The 20132-nt window shown below is 45.4% G+C and carries 16 protein-coding genes and 1 pseudogene; 7 read left to right on the top strand and 10 right to left on the bottom strand.

The genetic code is table 11. The annotated features are described in order from the left end of the window. Positions 1-24: 24 nt before the first annotated feature. The 6 genes from sir to CHRO_RS21490 form a co-directional block, all read right to left on the bottom strand. On the bottom strand, positions 25-2004 hold the full coding sequence (gene sir, locus CHRO_RS21465; protein ID WP_015156325.1) for a sulfite reductase, ferredoxin dependent: 1980 nt from the start codon (positions 2002-2004) through the stop codon (positions 25-27). A gap of 230 nt (positions 2005-2234) precedes the next feature. Next, positions 2235-2783 (bottom strand): outer membrane beta-barrel protein, encoded by a 549-nt coding sequence (locus CHRO_RS21470; protein WP_015156326.1) that lies wholly within the window; start codon positions 2781-2783, stop codon positions 2235-2237. Positions 2784-3239: 456 nt separating this feature from the next. Next, positions 3240-3560: a divalent-cation tolerance protein CutA gene (gene cutA, locus CHRO_RS21475; protein ID WP_015156327.1), complete on the bottom strand. Its 321-nt coding sequence runs from the start codon at positions 3558-3560 to the stop codon at positions 3240-3242. Continuing rightward, complete coding sequence (locus CHRO_RS21480) at positions 3553-4263, bottom strand: HhH-GPD family protein (RefSeq protein WP_015156328.1); 711 nt, start codon at positions 4261-4263, stop codon at positions 3553-3555. Before CHRO_RS21480 ends, cutA begins: the two co-directional genes overlap by 8 nt. 297 nt (positions 4264-4560) lie before the next feature. After that, positions 4561-5508: a helix-turn-helix domain-containing protein gene (locus CHRO_RS21485; protein WP_015156329.1), complete on the bottom strand. Its 948-nt coding sequence runs from the start codon at positions 5506-5508 to the stop codon at positions 4561-4563. A gap of 97 nt (positions 5509-5605) precedes the next feature. Further along, positions 5606-5800, bottom strand: a complete 195-nt coding sequence (locus CHRO_RS21490) for a hypothetical protein (RefSeq protein ID WP_041462581.1) — start codon at positions 5798-5800, stop codon at positions 5606-5608. Here CHRO_RS21490 and coaD point away from each other — a divergent pair. Further along, the gene (gene coaD / locus CHRO_RS21495) at positions 5790-6278 is read left to right on the top strand and encodes a pantetheine-phosphate adenylyltransferase (protein WP_015156330.1); all 489 of its coding nucleotides are present in this window, start codon (positions 5790-5792) and stop codon (positions 6276-6278) included. The genes CHRO_RS21490 and coaD overlap by 11 nt on opposite strands. Then, complete coding sequence (locus tag CHRO_RS21500) at positions 6251-6901, top strand: ATP synthase subunit B family protein (protein WP_015156331.1); 651 nt, start codon at positions 6251-6253, stop codon at positions 6899-6901. The genes coaD and CHRO_RS21500 overlap by 28 nt, the downstream gene beginning before the upstream one ends. Before the next feature lie 72 nt (positions 6902-6973). Here the strand turns inward: CHRO_RS21500 and CHRO_RS21505 are convergent, their stop codons facing one another. The 4 genes and pseudogenes from CHRO_RS21505 to CHRO_RS21520 form a co-directional block, all read right to left on the bottom strand. Continuing rightward, positions 6974-8047, bottom strand: a complete 1074-nt coding sequence (locus tag CHRO_RS21505; RefSeq protein WP_015156332.1) for an AI-2E family transporter — start codon at positions 8045-8047, stop codon at positions 6974-6976. Next, a complete protein-coding gene (gene cysS, locus CHRO_RS21510) occupies positions 8032-9495 on the bottom strand; it encodes a cysteine--tRNA ligase (protein WP_015156333.1) in 1464 nt (487 codons plus the stop codon). The genes CHRO_RS21505 and cysS overlap by 16 nt, the downstream gene beginning before the upstream one ends. Before the next feature lie 108 nt (positions 9496-9603). Further along, a pseudogene (locus tag CHRO_RS21515) lies at positions 9604-10177 on the bottom strand (Uma2 family endonuclease). Between the two features lie 199 nt (positions 10178-10376). Beyond that, positions 10377-11759 (bottom strand): GTP-binding protein, encoded by a 1383-nt coding sequence (locus CHRO_RS21520; protein WP_015156334.1) that lies wholly within the window; start codon positions 11757-11759, stop codon positions 10377-10379. A gap of 328 nt (positions 11760-12087) precedes the next feature. On the opposite strand from CHRO_RS21520, the gene CHRO_RS21525 reads away from it, so the two are divergent. The 5 genes from CHRO_RS21525 to nifJ all read left to right on the top strand — a co-directional run bounded on the left by CHRO_RS21525 (position 12088) and on the right by nifJ (position 20094). Further along, the gene (locus tag CHRO_RS21525) at positions 12088-12309 is read left to right on the top strand and encodes a DUF4327 family protein (RefSeq protein WP_015156335.1); all 222 of its coding nucleotides are present in this window, start codon (positions 12088-12090) and stop codon (positions 12307-12309) included. A 204-nt stretch (positions 12310-12513) separates the two neighbouring features. Next, entirely contained in the window at positions 12514-13545 is a 1032-nt protein-coding gene (locus CHRO_RS21530; RefSeq protein WP_015156336.1) for an Acg family FMN-binding oxidoreductase, read from the top strand. A 6-nt stretch (positions 13546-13551) separates the two neighbouring features. Next, a complete protein-coding gene (gene hypF, locus CHRO_RS21535) occupies positions 13552-15948 on the top strand; it encodes a carbamoyltransferase HypF (protein ID WP_015156337.1) in 2397 nt (798 codons plus the stop codon). Beyond that, on the top strand, positions 15939-16169 hold the full coding sequence (locus tag CHRO_RS21540) for a HypC/HybG/HupF family hydrogenase formation chaperone (protein ID WP_015156338.1): 231 nt from the start codon (positions 15939-15941) through the stop codon (positions 16167-16169). Before hypF ends, CHRO_RS21540 begins: the two co-directional genes overlap by 10 nt. Positions 16170-16287: 118 nt before the next feature. Next, positions 16288-20094 (top strand): pyruvate:ferredoxin (flavodoxin) oxidoreductase, encoded by a 3807-nt coding sequence (gene nifJ, locus CHRO_RS21545; RefSeq protein ID WP_015156339.1) that lies wholly within the window; start codon positions 16288-16290, stop codon positions 20092-20094. The last annotated feature ends 38 nt before the right edge of the window (positions 20095-20132 follow it).

The following is a 20132-nucleotide window of genomic DNA, read 5'->3' on the forward strand; positions in this document are numbered from 1 at the left end:
TCTCTACACAAAATGTAGGTGCGATTATTGCCCTTGTAAGAAAGCTTCTATCGCCTCATTTACAAGTTGAGTCATGGGTTTACCTTGACTCTCAGCAGTAGCTTTTAGCTTTGCGTAGACTGGTTCGCGTAAAGTGATACGACGACGGGCTTTTGCCGCAGTTGCTGCATTAGCAGCTGCTTCCTGTTCGCCATTGCCATCATCTTGTAGGGCGATTTCTGGTTCCAGTGCGCCTTGAAACTCGTATTTGGAGGTAAACTCTCGTAAAGAGTCAAAGCCAATGCGATCGCAAAAATCGCCAAAGCTTTCATTAGGTTGCCGCGATTGTTTGAAGTAAACCAGCAATGGTTCTAATTCTGCCTCCAGGTTATCGAGAGGCAACTTCTCTATATACACTTGCGCCAGCCTCGTTTGGTTAGCATCTGCACCCAACCATAGTTGATACGTGCTAGGACCATTGCCGACAAACCCTAGTTCTGCCATGTAGGGTCTAGCACAACCGTTAGGACAACCCGTCATCCGCACGACGAAATGTTCTTGACTCAAGCCCAAGCGATTTAATAACACTTCAATTCGCTGGAGGACGCTTGGCATGACCCGTTCCGATTCAGTTGTTGCCAAGCCACATGTAGGCAAAGCCGGACAAGCCATAGAGTATCTAACTAACTGGCTGATGGCGTTGGGGTCAGGTTCTACACCGTGAGTTACGAGTAGATTTGCGATCGCCTGCTTTTGATCTGGGGCGATATCGCACAAAATAACATTATGGTGGGGTGTCAGTCGCATTGATAAGTTGTACTGCTGCACGATTTCCCGTAAAGCAGTCCTTAACCGAAACGATCCTTCATCCTTGATTCGACCGTTTTCGACCGAAATCCCCAAAAATAACTTCCCATCACCCTGTTCGTGCCAGCCGAGGAAATCTTCATATTTCCATTCTGGTAGAGGCTTGGAAGCTTCCAAAGGCTTGCCCAAATACTTTTCTACCATCGACCGGAATTTATCTACGCCCCAGTCATTGATTAAATATTTTAAGCGGGCGTGGCGGCGGTCGGTGCGATCGCCGTAATCGCGCTGAGTAGCTACAATTGCTTTGATAGCATCGTATACATCGGCTTTGGCTATATAACCAATTGGGTCGGCTAGTCGGGCAAAAGTTTCTTCCTTACCGTGCGTCCGTCCTAAGCCACCACCAGCATAGATGTTAAATCCTTCTACTTCTTGCTTGTCATTGGTTATGACTACCAAAGTTAAATCTTGAGAAAACAAATCTACGGAGTTATCACCAGGTACGGTGACGCTGCACTTAAACTTACGGGGCATATAGTGCGTGCCGTAGAGTGGTTCTTCGCTATCGTGAAACACCGTTCCCGTACCATTTTTCTGCCGTGCAGCTACAACTTCAGGGTTTTCTTCCGCACTAATGGCTTTTTCTCCATCTAGCCAGATTTCATAGTATGCCCCAGTTTGTGGTGAGAGCAACTGAGCGACATACTCGGAATATTGCCAAGCATGTTGGTATTCTGGCTTATTTTTAAACGGAGCCGGAGGAGCCATGACGTTACGATTAATGTCACCACAGGCTCCCAGCGTCGAACCCATACTTTTAATTATGGCTGCGATCGCGCTTTTGAGATTTCGCTTCAAAATGCCATGCATCTGAAAGCCTTGCCGCGTGGTGACGCGCAAAGTTTGATTGCCGTATTCTTCAGCCAGCTTGTCCAGAGTCAAATACAATTGAGCTGGCACGAACCCACCTGGGTTTTTTGTCCGTACCATAAATTGGTAGTCTTTCTCCTGACCTTTAATCCGGTTGTCGCGGTTATCTTGCTGATAAGAACCGTGAAACTTAAGAATCTGGATCGCTTCTTCGGTAAAATGAGTTGTATCTTGCAGAATTTCGGTCGCGACTGGTTCCCGCAAAAAATTGCTGCGTTCCTTAATCCCTTCAACTTTGGAAGGCTTGCGAGTTACGGGGGTGGGAGGAGTAGAAGATTTAACCATTAGAGTTGGATGCTGAGTTCACAAAAATATTTCACCGCCGCTCCGGTAAATTTTGATAACACCCCTACGGCTGTTTAATCTCCGGTAATTCCGTCGATTTTGTGATGAATAGATTAACTCTATAGATCCTATCACGATCGAAAAGCTGGGGCTGACTCCAGTTATAAGAGTAAACAATCCCAGCTTTGACTTTGTAGGGGCGCACAGTGGTGCGCCCCTACCTCAACTCATTAGTTAAAGCGGTAAGCCGCACCAGCTTGAATGCTGACAGCATCGGAATCGCTGTCTCTGTAGGAATCAATCCCCCACTTGGCATCACCGTAAACAACCACGTTGCTACCAACTTCAGATTCAGCACCAGCAGTTAGCACGATAGCATCTTTGTTACCTAGAGGCGAAGATTGACCTTCTTCAGTATTGAAGGAGTAACCGCCACCAAGGTAAAGGTTGGTATTAGGAGCAACTGGAACATCATATGTTACCAACGGCATCAATGCGGTTGAATCGCTACCAAATAAGATTGCACCTCTGGCAGAAATAGGCGCGTTTGGAATCGCGAATCGTCCTTGAACGTTGCCACCAACTTTAGAATCATCATCGTATATGGGGCTATCACCATCGGTAACGCCTACGGAAATACCACCACCGAGATAGTTCGCATCCGTACCATTTGTGGTAAAAGTTTGAGCTGAGGCTTTTCCTACAGGAAGAAATGTAGGAATGATAGCCAATGCAGACACAGCAGAAAGAGCGAGGATAGACTTAATTGAGCGTTTCATAAGTAACTCTTGAGCCAACAAAAACTTGTGTATTGTGTGTCGTAAAGATGGCGTTTATGTATCAGACAATCAAATAACTTCTTTACCATTTATTACTGAGTTATTGGCTTGCCCGAAACCTTTGCCGTATCACCTTCACTACAACTAAGGTAGCGATCGCCAATCACAGCTTGCAGCAGATGTAGACTGTTAATAAACTGTCATATTATTTTTATAACAATTGTTCAAAATAAATTTTTCACGCTATAATACAGTCAAATAAGTATAGACATGGGAACTTTTTGTCAAAGCTTTCGTCTCTGGTAGAGTTGCGTTAAATAACGCACCCTATATATAAATCCTAAAGATCGTCTCCAGGAATAATTAATTTGAGTATGTTGAAATAGCCATATTCGTAAGGGGCGCACAGATGTGCGCCCCTTACGAATATATTGCAGACGTATGGGCAACGCTACATTATTTAACAGAAGCAGAAATCCAGTCTAGATAAGATTGAGAACCTGCTAATATCGGAATGGCAATAATTTCAGGGACTTCGTAAGAGTGTAACTCGCGGATTTTAGCTTCTAAGTGAGAAAATTGAGCTAAATCTGTTTTAATTAATAATTGCCACTCTTGTTCTTTATTAATTTCTCCCTGCCACGTGTAAACCGATTGGATAGGGAGAATATTCACGCAAGCAGCTAGCTGAGATTCTACTAAAGAAGTGGCGATCGCCTCTGCTTCTTGTGGCGATCCGGCTGTGACCAAAACTAAACCGTAATTTGCTTTATTCATGATTCATATCAAGATTAATTTTGGCGTAATTGCATTGCGATCGCAACGGACAAATTCCACAACTGGGATTTCTAGCCGTACAAACTCCCGCACCAAAATCTAATAATGTTAAATTCCACCGACTCACACTTGTTTTCGGAGCGACATATTCAGCCGCACTCCACAACAGCTTGCAACGAGACTTGACACGATTCCCCTGCAAACCAAAGAATCGCTCTAAAATTCGTGCCACATTAGTATCTAATATTGCTAGCGGCTGCGCAAAAGCATTGGCACAGATAGAGCGTGCCGTATATAATCCAATTCCAGGTAAAGAAAGCAACTGAGCCTCTGAGGCTGGAATTTTACCATCATATTGTTCGATAATTACTCGTACAGATTGATAAAGGCGATCGGCACGGAAATGCAAACCTAAAGGCTTTAGTAAAATCGCAATTTCTGCTACTGATGCCGTTGCCAAATCTTCGAGGGTAGGATATCGAGTCAAAAAATCTGCGTAAATTGGAGCAACTGTATTAGCACTAGTTTTTTGCAGCAAAAACTCAGCGATGAAAATAGCATAAGCATCTGTTGTAGTGCGCCAAGGAAATTCTCGCAGATTGAGAGTAGCCCAACTAGTTAACTGACGACGAAACCACTTAATTTTGTTTGCAGCCAGAAGCAATGTAAAATTTTCTTGAGATTGAGCGATCGCGCTTGTCACAACACCAGATTCCTTTCTTTCAAGACAAGACACTTAAACTTTTGCCATCGTTCCAATTGAGAAACAATTTTGCGCAACAAGCAGCTTACTCAAAGTTAAATTAGGATGCGAAAATCCAAAACTACACTTTGCGCCTTTGCACGCCAGTTGCTACAACGGAGGGAACCTCACGCCAGTCGCGGGACTCGGGGGAACCCCCCGCACGGCGCTGGCTCCGCAACGCACTGGCTCGCCTTTGCGCGACATAATAACTCACCCTGTAAATAGAGACACGACACAGCGCGCCTCTACAAAAATCTAACTAGACGATAAAGAATAGACTCGTCCATCAAATAGTAGACGTGTGATGCCTTTAGATTGAAGTTGAGAACGAGTTTTTTGCAACATGCGACTGTCAGGAACTTTAATCACGCGATCGCGTTTGCTGGAAAATCGCCGCGCTACCCGATGGTTGTCAAATATCGGTAGAGTTTTTTGTTGGACTTCTTGCACGGGAATTTGTCCCAAATCGCCAAAATCCCTCAGCGGTCGCGTAATTAATTCTGCCATGCGATCGATCACGATATAACATGTTCTCGGCAGCATTGCTTCTGACAACGGTAACACCCTGACGAAGCTTTCGACGGGCAATCGCCTTCTAATAACTGGTGTTGTCTCTTCCTCGAAATCGTCGTCTTCGTCTAGATCTTCTAAATCTTCTAAATCTTCTAGATCGTCATCCTCATCATCTTCGTCTTCATCTTCATCGAGCAATTCTTCTCCTACCATAATTGCTGCAATCTGGCTAGCCTCTGCGCTTACCTCCTCGCGCACTTCTTCTTCTACAGGTAGGGAAGGGTTACTGAGTAACTCTAATTGTTCTGCTAGCGGCTCGATTTCTGCTCCAGTCTTCGCTGTCGAACGCCGTTTTTTCACAGGTTTGGGGGTAGGGGCTTCAACAACTGGTTCGGGTTCAGATATTGTTTTTAGTATGGGTGCTTCTAGGGTGGGTGAGGGTACTTCTACCACAGGGGAAGCGATCGCTGCTACCTCTTCTCTCTCTGCTCCTCCAGGGGTCCGAGCCGCCCGTTTAGCTGCAATGAGCGTTTCATACTCATCTTCTGGCAAAGTCACTTTTAAGAAGCGACTAATCGTAGAGTTGCTCACTCCATAGCGATCTGCTAGCGTTGATGTTGTCTCTCCTGTATTGCGATACAAATCCAAAATTTCTGTTCTGTCAGCTTCCGTTAATTTTTTGACCGTCATACTCCAGTTTCCCCTCAGCCCGCTTCTCAACGCCAGAATTGGCGATTGCGGCTCGATATTCACTCTCGTCTCTACAGCACCAATGGCAAAAGTGGTTTTAGGTTAAGCCCGATCGAGCGCCCACCAATTCCAGCCAGAACACTGCTGCATTCAATTTTAGCGGTACTTTGTTTGTCATTGGTAATTGGTAATTGGTAGTTGCTCCCCTGCTCCCTATTCCCTGATAACTGATAACTGATAACTGATTTATAATTTTCCAGTAACTCTGAGGCTGTTGACTAGTGCTAGCCATTTATCCTGGTAGCTTCGATCCAATTACCTTGGGACATCTCGACATTATCGAACGCGGTTGTGAGCTATTCGATCGCTTAGTCGTTGCCGTGTTGCGCAATCCGAATAAAACACCTATGTTCACCGTGCAAGAACGGCTAGAACAAATTCGCCTCACCACTCGTCATTTACCTAATCTGGAAGTCGATAGTTTTGATGGTTTAACCGTCAATTACGCCCAAATGCGACAAGCTAAAGCTCTCATCCGTGGTTTACGAGCAATTTCAGACTTTGAAGCTGAATTACAGATGGCTCACATCAATAAAACGCTATCATCTGAAATTGAAACTGTTTTTTTGGCGACATCAAATGAGTACAGTTTTTTAAGTAGTAGTGTGGTGAAAGAGATCGCTAAATTTGGCGGTCCCATCGACCATCTAGTCCCACCGCACATTGCTCGGGATGTTTACCGATGCCAAGCCAAAACTCACCCAATCTAGAGCCTGAAGAGAATAGAGGCTTTCCGCCGCTAGCAGATGCTGCCGATCTAGGTAGCGGAGAAATTCAGCAGGAATTGGCTCGGCTAGAAGAAATAATTCTTTCTAGTCCCCATATTCCTCTGACGCGCAGAACACTAGTAGATGAGGAGCAGTTGCTAGATCGAATCGATCTGATTCGATCGCTCCTACCAACTGTGTTACAACAAGCACAAGCGATCGTCGCGCAAAGACAAAACATTCTCTTGCAGGCAGAACAAGAAGCCAATGAAATTATTCAGACGGCACAGACACAAGCAGCCCAGATTGTCGAGCGGACGACTATCGTACAACAAGCTGACCTCTCAGCTAGGCAACTCCAGCAGCAAGTTCAACAAGAGTGCTTATTAGCGCAAGAAGAAAATCTGCAACAAATCGATCGCCTGCGTCAAGAAGCAGAACGGCAAATTGAGCGGATGCGGCAAGAGGCGATTATGGAGGCAGAGGATATTCTACGCGGTGCGGATGATTATGCCGATGCTGTCCTTAATAGCTTGGAGCAGCAGCTTACAGAAGCACTCCGCATCATCTACAACGGACGACGGCAGTTGCAACCAGATGAAACACAGCAGCGAAAATCCGCTTGAATCAGTTATCAGTTATCAGTTATCAGTTATCAGTTATCAGGGAGCAATTAATTCTGACTTATGACTTACGACTTACGACTTACCTATTGCTTTGCCTTCAGCTAATAATTTCGGTCGTAAATATAGGTTTTCTAATAGTACTGATGCTCCGGCAATCCAGGGTGGCACGATCACGGCTCCTAGAATACCAAGAACTTGAGTTCCCCCTAAAACCGCTAGTAGTTGATAGAGCGGATGGACTTGGACGGAGGAACCAACAAGTAGAGGATCTAGGACGTAGGTTTCTAGGTTCTGGACGACGATAAACAACAACAATACCCACAAAAACGTCCAGCCACCTTGGGAAATGGCGACAACTAAAGCCGGAATTACACCTAAGATGGGTCCGAGAAAAGGAATTAAATTGGTGAATCCAGCGATCGCTCCTAAAGCTAGGGCAAATTCTGATAAACCTAAAATACCCAAACCGATTGTAATGGCAACGGATAAAATTGCTGAAACCAAGACTCGACCTTGAATGTATCCTCCCATACGACGGGCGATTGGTTCGACTTGCTCGGCAAGGCGATCGTTCCACGGTTGGGGAAATAAATTGACTAAACCGGAAATTAAATTTTCCCTACCAGCAACCATATAGCCTGAAAGCAAGAACGCCAGAATTAAGTTAAATATTCCGCCTAAAATGCCGGTGGTGATGTCGTAGGAACTGACTAATAATTGTTGACCGGAGCGAATTATCCACCCCGTTAATGCTTGCAGGTCAAAAAACTGCTCGATTTCTGATTCAGTAATTCCCAATTTGAGCGCGAATTGTTCTACCAGTCCGACAAGATTGTCGATATAAAGCGGCAGTATTCTCACCAAAGTTTCAATCTGAGCGATCAGGGTAGGACCGACAAGTAAACCGACTCCAGTTAAGCCAGCCACTAAAGTGAGATACACGCCAATGACTGCCAGCCAACGAGGAAACCGCAATCTTTCTGCTATGTTGACAATAGGCGCGATCGCAGCTGCTAAAACAACAGCAATCATTAAAGTTACTAATAAGCCTCGGAGTTGCCACAACAAAATTGCCAAAAAGATAGTGGCAACGAGGAGCAGCAAGTTAGATACAGACAACAAAGGACGATTTAGTTGCGATGCCATCGCGTACCATCACGACTATCAATTACAGTGATTCCGCGAGCCTGTAGTTCGTCACGGATGCGGTCTGATTCGGCAAAATTTTTTGCTTTTCTAGCAGCTTGCCTTTGTTCGAGCATAGCTTCAATTTCTGGATCGCTTAAACCGTCATGAGTCGTAGTCTCAGCTTCTATTGTGACGGTAAATCCTAAAACCTCAGCTAAAGTTACCAAAGTATGCCACTGGCGTTGTAATTCCTCCGGTGGAGTTTCTGTCTTGCCCTGATGTACCAATAGATTGCCTTCTCGCGCCAATTCTTTAGCTAAAGGTTGCAGCACAGCCAATCCATTCGGGAAGTTGAAATCGTCATTGACTGCCTCTTTAAACCTTTGTACTACTTCAGGGATGAAATTGTCTTCAATTCCGAATTCCGAATTCCGAATTCCGAATTCTAATTGTTTGCCATATTGATGTCCAAACAACAATCCCTCTCTGAGGGTGTGCCAACCATTGGTAGCCGCCGCGATCGCTTCGTCGGTAAAATCGATTGGTTTGCGGTAATGTGCTTGCAGGACGAATAACCTAACTGCCATCGGATCGGTGGGGCGATCGAGTAACTCGCGAATCGTGATAAAGTTGCCCAGGGATTTAGACATTTTTTCCCCGTTAACCTTCACCATCCCGTTGTGCATCCAGTAGTGAGAGAGGGATTTGCCTGTAACAGCTTCGCTTTGGGCGATTTCATTTTCGTGGTGGGGGAAAATTAAATCTGCGCCCCCTGCATGAATGTCGATCGTATCACCCAGGCGATCGCGCACCATTGCCGAACATTCAATGTGCCATCCAGGGCGACCTGCACCCCAAGGTGATTCCCATGCTGGTTCCCCTGGTTTAGCGGCTTTCCACAGAGCAAAATCAAATGGTTCTTGCTTTTTTCTTCCTTCTGGGTCTTCTGCGTCTACGCGCCCGCTAGCGCCTGCTTGCAAGTCTTCTAATTTGCGTCCCGACAACTTACCATATTCGGGAAACTGTTTGACAGCGTAGTAAACATCACCATCTGCGGGATAAGCATAGCCTTTTTGTTCTAATTCAAAAATTAGTCGTTGAATGCCGTTCATCGTGTGCGTGGCGCGGGGATAGGCATCTGCTTCTTTGACATTCAGCCGCGTCATATCCTCAAAATATGCTTGGATATAGCGTTCGGCTACGGCTTCCATTGAGGAATTTTCTTGACGGGCGCGGTTGAGAATTTTATCGTCAATATCAGTAAAATTCTGAATGTACGTGACTTCGTATCCGAGAAATTGCAGGTAGCGCCGCACGACATCCCAGATAATACAAGCGCGTGCATGACCCAAATGGCAATAGTCGTATACTGTTACGCCACAGTAGTACATTTTGACTTTGCCTGGTTCGACAGTCTCAAATGGTTCTTGATGACGAGTGAGAGTGTTGTAGATTGTCAGGGTCATAACAGGGCAACTATGTTTTTAGCGATCGCGCTTTCTGCGTGATGGTCACTAAATCTCATGTTAAACCCTCAAGAGTCATTCATCTTCTGGTTTATGTATCCCATGCATTTACAAAATACCTTGTAAATCCAAAACGAACGCAGGTAGTATATCTTCTCCTGATAAGGTGGTGGGAGATAATAGCGCTTCTACTTCTCGTCCTTGACGATAAATCTCCACATATTGCTGTTTGGGGTCAATCAGCCAACCTAAGCGCACCCCATTTTCTATATACTCTCGCATCTTTGCCTGTAGGTCTTCGAGCAGATCGCTAGCTGACATCAGTTCGACAACAAAATCGGGGGCTAGAGGTAAAAACTTGTCTGGATTTGGATTTATTGCTTCAATTCGATCTCGTCTCACCCATGCAGCGTCAGGAGAACGGATCGCTTTATTAGGTAGGATAAAACCTGTAGATGAGTCAAAGGCAATGCTTAATATTGTCACGTTTTGCCCAGAGTTCTAGTCTTGTTGATAGTTTAATATTACGGTTTCCAGTTCCCCAGCCCGTAGGTGGCATAATAATTATCTTTCCTGTTGCAGTGCGTTCAAACTTGAGATCTCGATTTTGTTGACAAAGCTGAAAAAATTGCTCGTCGGTCAAGTCGATTACTGAATGTAAGTCTAGGGCGATGGTATTCATATACACAATCTCGAAACAATAATCTATTGCAAAATTCTAAATTGCGATCGCATAGATCTGGGGGCGGGTTTGTTAATCGTTTTTGACTCCGACAAAGATTTCAGATAAAACCCACCCCTACGATACATTTATCTGCGTTCGCCTACATTTATTAGGCTCTTATACATTTTTGACTTTTAACTTTTAACTTTTGACTTGCTTAACTCAAATGCTGCCCCAACTCTAACCGCAATCGATACAAAATTGTATTTGGCTCGACTTGAGATAAGATTTCTTGAATGACGGTACTTGCGCCAAATTGTCCCCAACTACAACCTTTTTCTAAATACACTTGGGCGGCTTTTCCGACAGCATAAGTACCGTAACCAGCAATTCCCCCTTGAGCGATCGCAGTCCCCGCAAATGCGGTAATATTGAACGGATTATCCCCAGAGGCGATCGCAGTCGCACTTTTGCCTAAGCCTAACAGCATTCCGCTACCTAATTCGCTCAATAGCAAACCACCGGAACTAAATAAAATTGTCCTCAACAATTTCGTAGCTTCAAACCCTGTCATTGGCAAATTATATAACTTAGCCAAAGCACGAATTAGGGCGAGATCGGCAACAAATCCGCCTAAAACGTCAAGTACAGCGATGGGGTTGAGTCCGACAGCTAAAGCTTTGTATTTGGTATATTGCCAAATTAAATCTTCCGCCGCTTCATGAAGACGATCTAGAGTTTTACCTGCGATCGCAGCTTCTGCATCTTTGACTTGTAGTAAAGCATTTAAAGCCAGTAGCGATCGCCCTTCGCGATTGAGTACGTGTAAAATCTTTTGCTGTAACTCTGCAATTTGAGGTGGTGGTGTTTCCCACTCGTAAACAACTTGTCCGTCAGGGTATTCTACCCGCACTTCTTCGGCTGCTGGTTCCGCCGCCACCATGACAATTTCATCGCTAGACAAAAGTTGCTGTAAGCGTCTTGCTGTCGGACTACCAGCCCCTAATTGTTGGAGATTTTTATAGATTGCTTCCCTGTCTGTTTCAGGATATAAATCAATTTTATTGAAGACTAAAATTAGCGGTTTTTGTGCTTGCCGTAGTTCGCAAAGTGCTTGATATTCAGTACGGGTAATATCGCCAGCGACGACAAATAAAATTAAGTCAGCTTGTCGCGCTACATCCTTTGCCATTTGCGCCCTAGCTTGACCTTCAATTTCATCCAATCCTGGTGTATCGATTAATTCAATCTGTACTTTTCCGCCTGGATTCCATCGCACGGAACGGGGATATTGAGTCACACCGTGTAGGGGACCCGTGGGTAAAATTTTCTGCCCGACTAAGGCATTGAGAACCGCTGATTTACCTCGACTCACCAATCCAAAAGCAGCGATACAAATGACATTCGTTTCTAATTTATTCAGCGTGGAAGTTAGGACTTCCAAGTCTGGTTTAACCAACCCCGCTAATTCAAGCTTTGCAGGCTGTGGATTGGGTTTACGCAGATGTCCGTACCAAGATAGCGCTTGGCGGATACTTGCACGAGCGCGGTTGAGGTGAGATTCTTGGAGATCGATTCGCTTGGCTTGAGATTGAGTCAAGGTTGAGAGACTGCGGCAGGGTACAGATTTACTCTAGTGCGATCGCAGTTGGAATGGCAAATCGAACGGTTACACAAGGCGGATTTTCTCTATTTGGTTCTGCATGAATCCTCAAACGGTCTGGGAGAACGTTGAGTTACTCACAATTTCCTCAAATTTGCTTGCTAAGTTAAACCTATAACCAAACAAGATATGGTTTAAACCAACCTGATGCTATAGCAATTCCCAAGGGTTCTTACATCTTGGGTGTTAGCTGTTGACTGTTGATTGCTGAGTGTTAACTGTTAATCATTAACCGTTAACTCCTACTAGGTAGAAGGTAATTTGTATGAAAACCTCAGTTAAGTACGACATCAATGCTATCAAAGACGAAGCGCGTCAACTCGTTGATAAAGGACTTGTTGACCGTCACCAGCCAATTTATGCTTTGTGCAAATATATTCCAGGTCGTGAGTGGGTTTGCGTAGAAATTGAGCTAGAGGAAAATGATTTTTTGCTTAGGGATCGAATCATCGATTTATTAGGTCGTGAAGATTGGCAAGAAGACTAGAAAAGTCAAAAGTCAAAAGTTAAAAGTTAAAACTCGGTTTGATTAATACTTTTAGTATTAGTTTGAAAAGAGTTTGAATAGTTTTTTGAGATGGTTTAGAGACGAGTCGAATATAAAATCGACGTTGCAAACCGCAATAATTTATATTGCTAAAAAATAGTTAAGATTACCGAGCAAAATCATGAATGCTGCGAGGCGATCGCCATGTCTACAATATCCAATTTCTGCAACATTGAAGCAGCTGAATTTCCCCAAACTGGTACACCTACAGAGCAGCTCAAGTTTCTTTTAAACTATGCATTGCTAGCTCCTTCTGGGCATAATACTCAACCTTGGAATTTTAAAATTCAAGATGAAGCGATCGCGCTCTATGCTGACCGGACTCGCGCTTTGCCTGTTGTCGATCCTCAAGACCGGGAATTAATTATCAGCTGCGGTACGGCATTGTTTAATCTTCGGATTGCTCTACGTCACTTTGGTTATACGGGCAAAATCTCAACTTTTCCAGAACCCAGTCAACCAGACTTGTTAGCGACGATTCAGTTAGGCAAACCCACACAGGCTAGCGCTGACGAGCAAATGCTGTTTGAGGCAATTCCCCAAAGACATACGAATCGAAGGGATTATGAAAACCGGGATGTCCCCAAATCGATGCTGACATGGTTACAAGTAGATGCCGCTAGCGAAGGTGCGTGGTTGCACGTTGTGAAGGGAGATCTAACCCGTCAGGCGATCGTCGAATTAGTGGTACGAGGCGATCGCTGGCAAATGGCAAATCCCGACTTTCGCCGCGAATTAGCAGCTTGGATTCATCCAGGTAGCAGCTCCAGCCATGATGGTATACCTGGATATGCATATGGAGTGAATCAGTACTTAGATTTTGCTACACCTATTTTTGCTTGGGCAATGCGTACCCTCGATCTCGGAGATGCAATGGCTCATCATAACCGCCAACTCACAATCCAGTCTCCGGCAATTTTAGTGCTGGGTACAGAGCAAGATACTCCGAGAGATTGGCTGGCAGCGGGGCAAGCACTAGAGCGGGTATTGCTGCGAAGTCAAGCAGTAGGATTATCAGCATCCTTTTTAAATCAGCCGATTGAAGTGCCAACTTTGCGATCGCAACTGAGCAAATTAATCTACGCATCGGGCTATCCACAAATTCTGTTGCGTCTGGGTTTTGGTTCTGAGGTAAAACCAACAGCAAGGCGAAGAGTTGATGAAGTTTTGCTATAAGACAAAATGTCAATCCTAAAACAACGTTTACACGTAACTATTCGGGGTGCTGTACAGGGAGTAGGCTTCCGTCCGTTTATCTACCGACTGGCAACAGAATTAGGACTTGTAGGATGGGTGAATAATTCTGCCCAAGGGGTTTTGGTTGACGTAGAAGGCACTCAAGCGCAATTGCAGAATTTTTTATTACGCATCGAGCAACAAAAGCCACCCCAGTCGATCGTTCAAAGCTTAGAATCGAAATTTCTCGCTCCCATAGGCTACCAGCAGTTTGAGATTCGCACCAGTACGGGTGGTGAGAAATCAGCAACAATATTACCCGACCTTGCCACTTGCTCGGATTGTCTGCGCGAAATTTTCAATAAAAGCGATCGCCGTTACGGTTATCCTTTCACCAACTGTACTAACTGCGGTCCCCGCTTTAGCATTATTGAGGCTTTGCCCTACGATCGCACCAATACGACAATGAAAAAGTTTCAGATGTGCATTCATTGTCAGTCTGAGTATGAAAATCCATTAGATCGTCGCTTTCACGCCCAACCTAACGCCTGTCCTGAATGCGGACCCCAGCTGGAGTTATGGGAGCGAGATGGCAATGTTCTAGCATTACATCATCAAGCATTGATTCAAGCTGCTGCATCGATTTGTCAAGGAAAGATCGTTGCTATCAAGGGTTTGGGCGGGTTTCATCTGGTAGTAGACGCACGTAACGAAGCAGCCGTGCAAAAACTGCGCCGTTGCAAGCAGCGAGAGGCAAAACCCCTAGCCCTGATGTATCCATCGCTGGAATCGATTCAAGTACACTGTCAAGCTTCAGAATTGGAAGCAAAGCTGTTGCGATCGCCTCAAGCTCCAATTGTCCTGCTGCAACGGAAGCTAGCATCTCATGCGATCGCCCCCTCAGTTGTTCCTGGCAATCCCTACTTGGGCGTGATGTTGCCTTACACTCCTCTACATCACCTACTCATGGCTGAGTTGGGTTTTCCGATAGTTGCTACCAGTGGCAATTTAACAGATGAACCTATTTGTATTGATGAAAAAGAAGCACTGCAACGCCTGAGTAGCATTGCTGAAGTTTTCCTCGTCCATAACCGACCGATCGCCCGTCCTGTAGATGATTCTGTCGTGCGCGTGATGATGGGAAGAGAAATGGTTTTACGTCGCGCCCGTGGCTATGCACCTTTGTCGATTCAGGGAGCTGGGAGCTGGGAGCTGGGAGCAGAGGAGCAACTACCAACTACCACACCCGACTCCCAACTCCTTAGTACGGGCGCACAGCAGTGCGCCCCTAGCGACTCCCTTCTCGCAGTAGGGGCGCATCTCAAAAATACGATCGCGCTTTGTGTCAAAGAGCAAGTTTTTGTCAGTCAGCATATCGGAGATTTAGAAACAGTACCAGCAGTGAATGCTTTTGAACGGGCGATCGCGGATTTTCAACAACTTTATCAGACACAACCAGTGGCGATCGCCTGCGATCTTCATCCCGATTACCTCTCTACTCAATTTGCGCGTAATTCTGGGATGCCTGCGATTCCAGTACAACACCACTACGCTCACGTTCTCTCATGCATGGCTGAAAATAATTTAATTGGAATGCATGACTCTAAACCTGTCTTAGGTGTTGCTTGGGATGGCTCTGGTTATGGACTAGACGGTACAATTTGGGGCGGAGAATTTTTGCTCGTTACAGAAACATCATTTGAGCGAGTCGCCCATCTGCACACTTTTCGGCTGCCTGGGGGAGAAAAGGCGATTAAAGAGCCGAGACGAGTCGCAATTGGTTTGCTCTATGAGATTTTTGAAGACGAGGTGTTTGAGATGAAGCACCTAGTCCCAGTGCAAGCTTTTAACGATCGCGAGTTGGGAATTTTGCAGACAATGCTGCAAAGAAATTTCAATACGCCAGTAACTTCTAGTATGGGACGGCTATTTGATGCGATCGCCTCAATTGTAGGATTGCGTCAACAAAACCAGTTTGAAGGACAAGCAGCAATGGAACTAGAGTTTGCGATCGCCGGATTTGATCTTGACGAGTGCTATAGCTTTGAGATTTTGGCAACGTCATCGCCTGCGATCGTTGACTGGCTAACGATGGTGCGAGGAATTTTAGTAGATATAGAATTTGGTTTATCAATTGCACAAATATCAACCAAGTTTCACAATACGCTCGTTGAGATCGTAGTTGCCATAGCAAAGTCTGTGGGCGAAGAAAAAATTATACTTACAGGCGGTTGTTTTCAAAATAAGTATTTAACTGAAAGAGCTATTAAAAGATTGCAAGCAGAAAATTTTTACCCTTACTGGCATCAACGCATTCCACCTAATGATGGGGGAATCGCGCTAGGACAAATTGTGGCAGCAACTTTTCACTTAAGCAACAGGAAGCACCAGCCATGTGTTTAGCAGTTCCAGGGAAAATTATCAGTATTAATAACGAACAAGAACCATTGATGCAAACTGGAAAAGTTAGCTTTGGTGGAGTAATTAAAGAAGTCAGTCTTGCCTATGTTCCTGACGCAAAAGTAGATGACTACGTAATCGTTCATGTAGGTTTTGCTCTGAGCATTCTCGATTCGCAGGAAGCAGAAAGTACGTTGAATTATTTACAAGAAATGCAACATTGAGCGATCGTTGGTTCCCCTTCTATTCTCCTCACAGGTTCCTCAAGTTTTCCTTCTAACTTCAAGGTAGAGCCAAAACAGTCACTTGGTAATACTTTAGAAGCTTGCAAAGGTTGAAAAAATGAAAACAAAAACATTTGCAACCCTAGATGGTAATGAGGCAGTTGCTCAAGTTGCCTATCGCTTGAATGAAGTCATTGCCATTTACCCTATCACTCCCTCCTCGCCAATGGCTGAATGGGCTGATGCTTGGACAGCAGAAGGCAGGGCAAATATTTGGGGTAATGTTCCTGCCGTAGTCCAAATGCAGAGCGAGGGAGGAGTTGCTGGGGCGCTTCACGGTGCTTTACAGACAGGTTCGCTAACGACGACTTTCACAGCATCGCAGGGATTATTGTTGATGCTGCCAAATATGTACAAAATTGCCGGAGAACTGACACCGACAGTCTTTCACGTAGCAGCGCGATCGCTTGCTGCTCAAGCTTTATCTATTTTCGGCGATCATAGCGATGTGATGGCAGCACGGACAACCGGTTTTGCTTTGTTGTGTGCCGCATCAGTCCAAGAAGCTCACGATTTCGCCCTTATCGCCACAAGAGCAACATTAGAATCGCGAATTCCTTTCCTACATTTCTTCGATGGCTTCCGCACCTCGCATGAAATTACCAAAGTGGGACTGTTGCCAGAAGATGACATGCGATCGCTCATCCCCGACGAGCTAGTCTTTGCCCATCGCGATCGCGCTTTAACTCCCGATCGCCCAGTGATTCGGGGTACAGCCCAAAATCCCGACGTTTACTTTCAAGCTAGGGAAACTGTCAATCCTTACTATCTAGCTTGCCCAGACATTACCCAAAAGGTGATGGACGAGTTTGCTCAAATGACGGGCAGACAATATCAATTATTTGAATACCACGGCGATCCAGCAGCAGAGAGAGTTATTGTCTTAATGGGTTCAGGTTGCGAAGCCGTCCACGAAACTGTAGATTACCTCAATGCTAGTGACGAAAAAGTAGGAGTCGTCAAAGTCCGACTCTATCGCCCCTTTGATGCCAAAAGATTTGTCGAAGCGTTACCTGCAACAGTCAAAGCGATCGCAGTTTTAGATCGCACCAAAGAACCAGGCGCAGCAGGTGAGCCGTTGTATCAGGATGTTGTTACCGCTGTGTGCGAATATGCAGAGCAGAGGAGACTAGGAGCAGACAAGGGAGACAAGGGAGACAAGGGAGACAAGGAAGCAATTCTAGCCACTAGTCACCAGCCACTAGCCACTTCCCCGACTCCCCAGATTATCGGTGGACGCTACGGCTTATCATCCAAAGAATTTACCCCAGCGATGGTTAAAGCAGTTTTCGATAACCTCGCGCTAGATCGACCTAAAAATCACTTTACCGTGGGCATCAACGATGATGTGACTCACACTAGTCTGCCATACGATCCTGAGTTTTCGATTGAATCAGAGCATGTAGTGCGAGCCATCTTTTATGGATTGGGTGCGGATGGCACTGTAGGAGCCAATAAGAATTCCATCAAAATTATTGGCGAACAGACAGAAAACTACGCTCAAGGCTATTTTGTCTACGATTCCAAAAAATCGGGTTCTGTGACAGTTTCTCATTTACGATTTGGAACGCAGCCGATTCGCTCCACGTATTTAGTCAATCGGGCTAACTTTGTTGCCTGTCATCAGTGGGAGTTTATCGAGAAATTTCCATTACTCAAAGAGATCGTCCCTGGTGGTACTTTCTTGCTCAACAGTCCCTACTCCGCAGATGAAGTTTGGAATTATTTACCGCGATCGCTCCAAGCTCAAATTATTCAAAAACATCTGAAATTTTATGTCATTAATGGCTACCAAGTTGCCCGCAACGCAGGGATGGGTGGCAGAATTAACACCGTTATGCAAGTTTGCTTCTTTGCTCTTTCTGGCGTGCTACCAAAAGATGAAGCGATCGCCCAAATTAAGCAATCCATCCGCAAAACCTACGGCAAGAAAGGTGATGAAATTGTCCAGATGAATATCCATGCAGTGGATGAAACCCTAGCACATCTCTATGAAGTTGATTATGGAGCGATGGTAAGAAGCAGTCAAGAAAACCAACTGCCAACTACCAACTACCAACTACCAATTCCCAATTCAGCCCCAGCTTTTGTCCGAGATGTTTTAGGAAAAATGATGGCGCGGGAGGGTGATGAGCTACCAGTGAGTGCCATGCCCGCAGACGGAACTTATCCCAGTGGAACATCGAAGTGGGAAAAACGCAATATTGCCCAGGAAATCCCAGTCTGGGATTCAGATGTATGCGTCCAGTGTGGTAAGTGCGTCATGGTGTGTCCCCACAGCGTGATTCGCAGTAAAGTTTACGAACCGCAGCAACTAGAAACTGCTCCAGCCACTTTTAAGAGTAGCAATGCTAGAGAGCATGATTGGCAAGGTTTGAAATTTACCATCCAAGTTGCACCGGAAGACTGTACGGGCTGTGGCATCTGCGTCGATGTTTGCCCAGCCAAAAACAAGTCACAACCAAAACTGAAAGCAATTAATATGCAACCGCAGCAACCATTGCGGGAAAAGGAAAGGGAAAACTGGAATTTCTTTTTAAATCTTCCCAGTCCCGATCGCACTCAATTGAAACTGCATAAGATTAATCAGCAGCAAATGCAAGAGCCGTTATTTGAATTTTCTGGTGCTTGTGCGGGTTGTGGAGAAACACCCTATTTAAAACTAGTTAGTCAATTATTTGGCGATCGCGCCGTCATTGCCAACGCCACTGGTTGTTCTTCGATCTACGGTGGTAACTTACCCACTACACCTTGGACGCACAACGCCGAGGGGCAGGGTCCTGCTTGGTCTAATTCCTTATTTGAGGATAATGCCGAGTTTGGCTTGGGTTTTCGCGTTGCGATCGACAAACACACAGAAATTGCTAGCGAATTACTGCGCCTGCTAGCACCAGCAGTAGGTGAAGAACTAGCAACAAGCGTCCTCACTGCCGAACAACAGGATGAAGCAGATATCTACGAACAGCGCCAAAGAGTTGAATTACTCAAACAAAAATTGGACGAATTATCAAATAGTCAGGGAGCCCAGGAAGCTGAGGAAGCCCAGGGAGCTGAGGGAGCTGAGGGAGCTGAGGGAGCTGAGGGAGCTGAGGGAGCTGAGGGAGCTGAGGAGGATGGGGGAGAAAATACCAATTACCAATTACCAACTACTAATTACCAATCTAAAATCCAAAATCTAAAATCACTTGCTGACTACTTAGTGAAAAAGAGCGTCTGGATTATTGGCGGTGATGGTTGGGCTTATGATATTGGCTTTGGTGGACTCGATCACGTCCTGGCAAGCGGACGTAATGTGAATATCCTCGTTCTCGATACAGAGGTTTATTCCAACACTGGCGGGCAAATGTCTAAAGCTACCCCCAAGGGAGCAGTAGCTAAATTTGCTGCTGGTGGTAAACCCGCACCCAAAAAAGACTTGGGTTTAATCGCCATGACTTACGGAAATGTCTACGTGGCAAGTGTAGCAATGGGCGCAAGAGACGAGCATACACTTAGAGCCTTTTTAGAAGCTGAAGCTTACGAAGGTCCATCGTTGATTATTGCCTACAGCCATTGCATCGCCCACGGCATCAATATGGCAACAGCGATGCAAAATCAAAAGGCTGCGGTAGATTCAGGGCGCTGGCTGTTGTATCGTTTTAACCCTGACCGGATTCAGCAGGGAGAAAACCCGCTCCAACTTGATTCCCACGCTCCGAAACTCCCAGTAGAGCAATATATGTATCTGGAAAACCGCTTCAAGATGTTGACCAAGAGCAAGCCAGAAGCAGCTAAGCAGTTATTAGCAGAGGCACAGCAAGATGTCAAGGCTCGTTGGCGCTTGTATGAATATCTAGCTGCGCGATCGCCTGAAACTATTCATTAGATCTCAAGTTCTTTTCCTAACTTCAAGGTTTTAGGAGG

This window comes from Chroococcidiopsis thermalis PCC 7203, from assembly GCF_000317125.1.
GTDB lineage: Bacteria > Cyanobacteriota > Cyanobacteriia > Cyanobacteriales > Chroococcidiopsidaceae > Chroococcidiopsis > Chroococcidiopsis thermalis.

What these genes read in the sequence shown, in the direction of transcription:
- sir (WP_015156325.1), bottom strand. Translation starts at nt 2,004, where the DNA reads ATGGTTAAATCTTCTACTCCTCCCACCCCCGTAACTCGCAAGCCTTCC.
- CHRO_RS21470 (WP_015156326.1), bottom strand. Translation starts at nt 2,783, where the DNA reads ATGAAACGCTCAATTAAGTCTATCCTCGCTCTTTCTGCTGTGTCTGCA.
- cutA (WP_015156327.1), bottom strand. Translation starts at nt 3,560, where the DNA reads ATGAATAAAGCAAATTACGGTTTAGTTTTGGTCACAGCCGGATCGCCA.
- CHRO_RS21485 (WP_015156329.1), bottom strand. Translation starts at nt 5,508, where the DNA reads ATGACGGTCAAAAAATTAACGGAAGCTGACAGAACAGAAATTTTGGAT.
- CHRO_RS21490 (WP_041462581.1), bottom strand. Translation starts at nt 5,800, where the DNA reads ATGGCTAGCACTAGTCAACAGCCTCAGAGTTACTGGAAAATTATAAAT.
- CHRO_RS21500 (WP_015156331.1), top strand. Translation starts at nt 6,251, where the DNA reads ATGCCAAGCCAAAACTCACCCAATCTAGAGCCTGAAGAGAATAGAGGC.
- CHRO_RS21505 (WP_015156332.1), bottom strand. Translation starts at nt 8,047, where the DNA reads ATGGCATCGCAACTAAATCGTCCTTTGTTGTCTGTATCTAACTTGCTG.
- cysS (WP_015156333.1), bottom strand. Translation starts at nt 9,495, where the DNA reads ATGACCCTGACAATCTACAACACTCTCACTCGTCATCAAGAACCATTT.
- CHRO_RS21525 (WP_015156335.1), top strand. Translation starts at nt 12,088, where the DNA reads ATGAAAACCTCAGTTAAGTACGACATCAATGCTATCAAAGACGAAGCG.
- CHRO_RS21530 (WP_015156336.1), top strand. Translation starts at nt 12,514, where the DNA reads ATGTCTACAATATCCAATTTCTGCAACATTGAAGCAGCTGAATTTCCC.
- hypF (WP_015156337.1), top strand. Translation starts at nt 13,552, where the DNA reads ATGTCAATCCTAAAACAACGTTTACACGTAACTATTCGGGGTGCTGTA.
- CHRO_RS21540 (WP_015156338.1), top strand. Translation starts at nt 15,939, where the DNA reads ATGTGTTTAGCAGTTCCAGGGAAAATTATCAGTATTAATAACGAACAA.
- nifJ (WP_015156339.1), top strand. Translation starts at nt 16,288, where the DNA reads ATGAAAACAAAAACATTTGCAACCCTAGATGGTAATGAGGCAGTTGCT.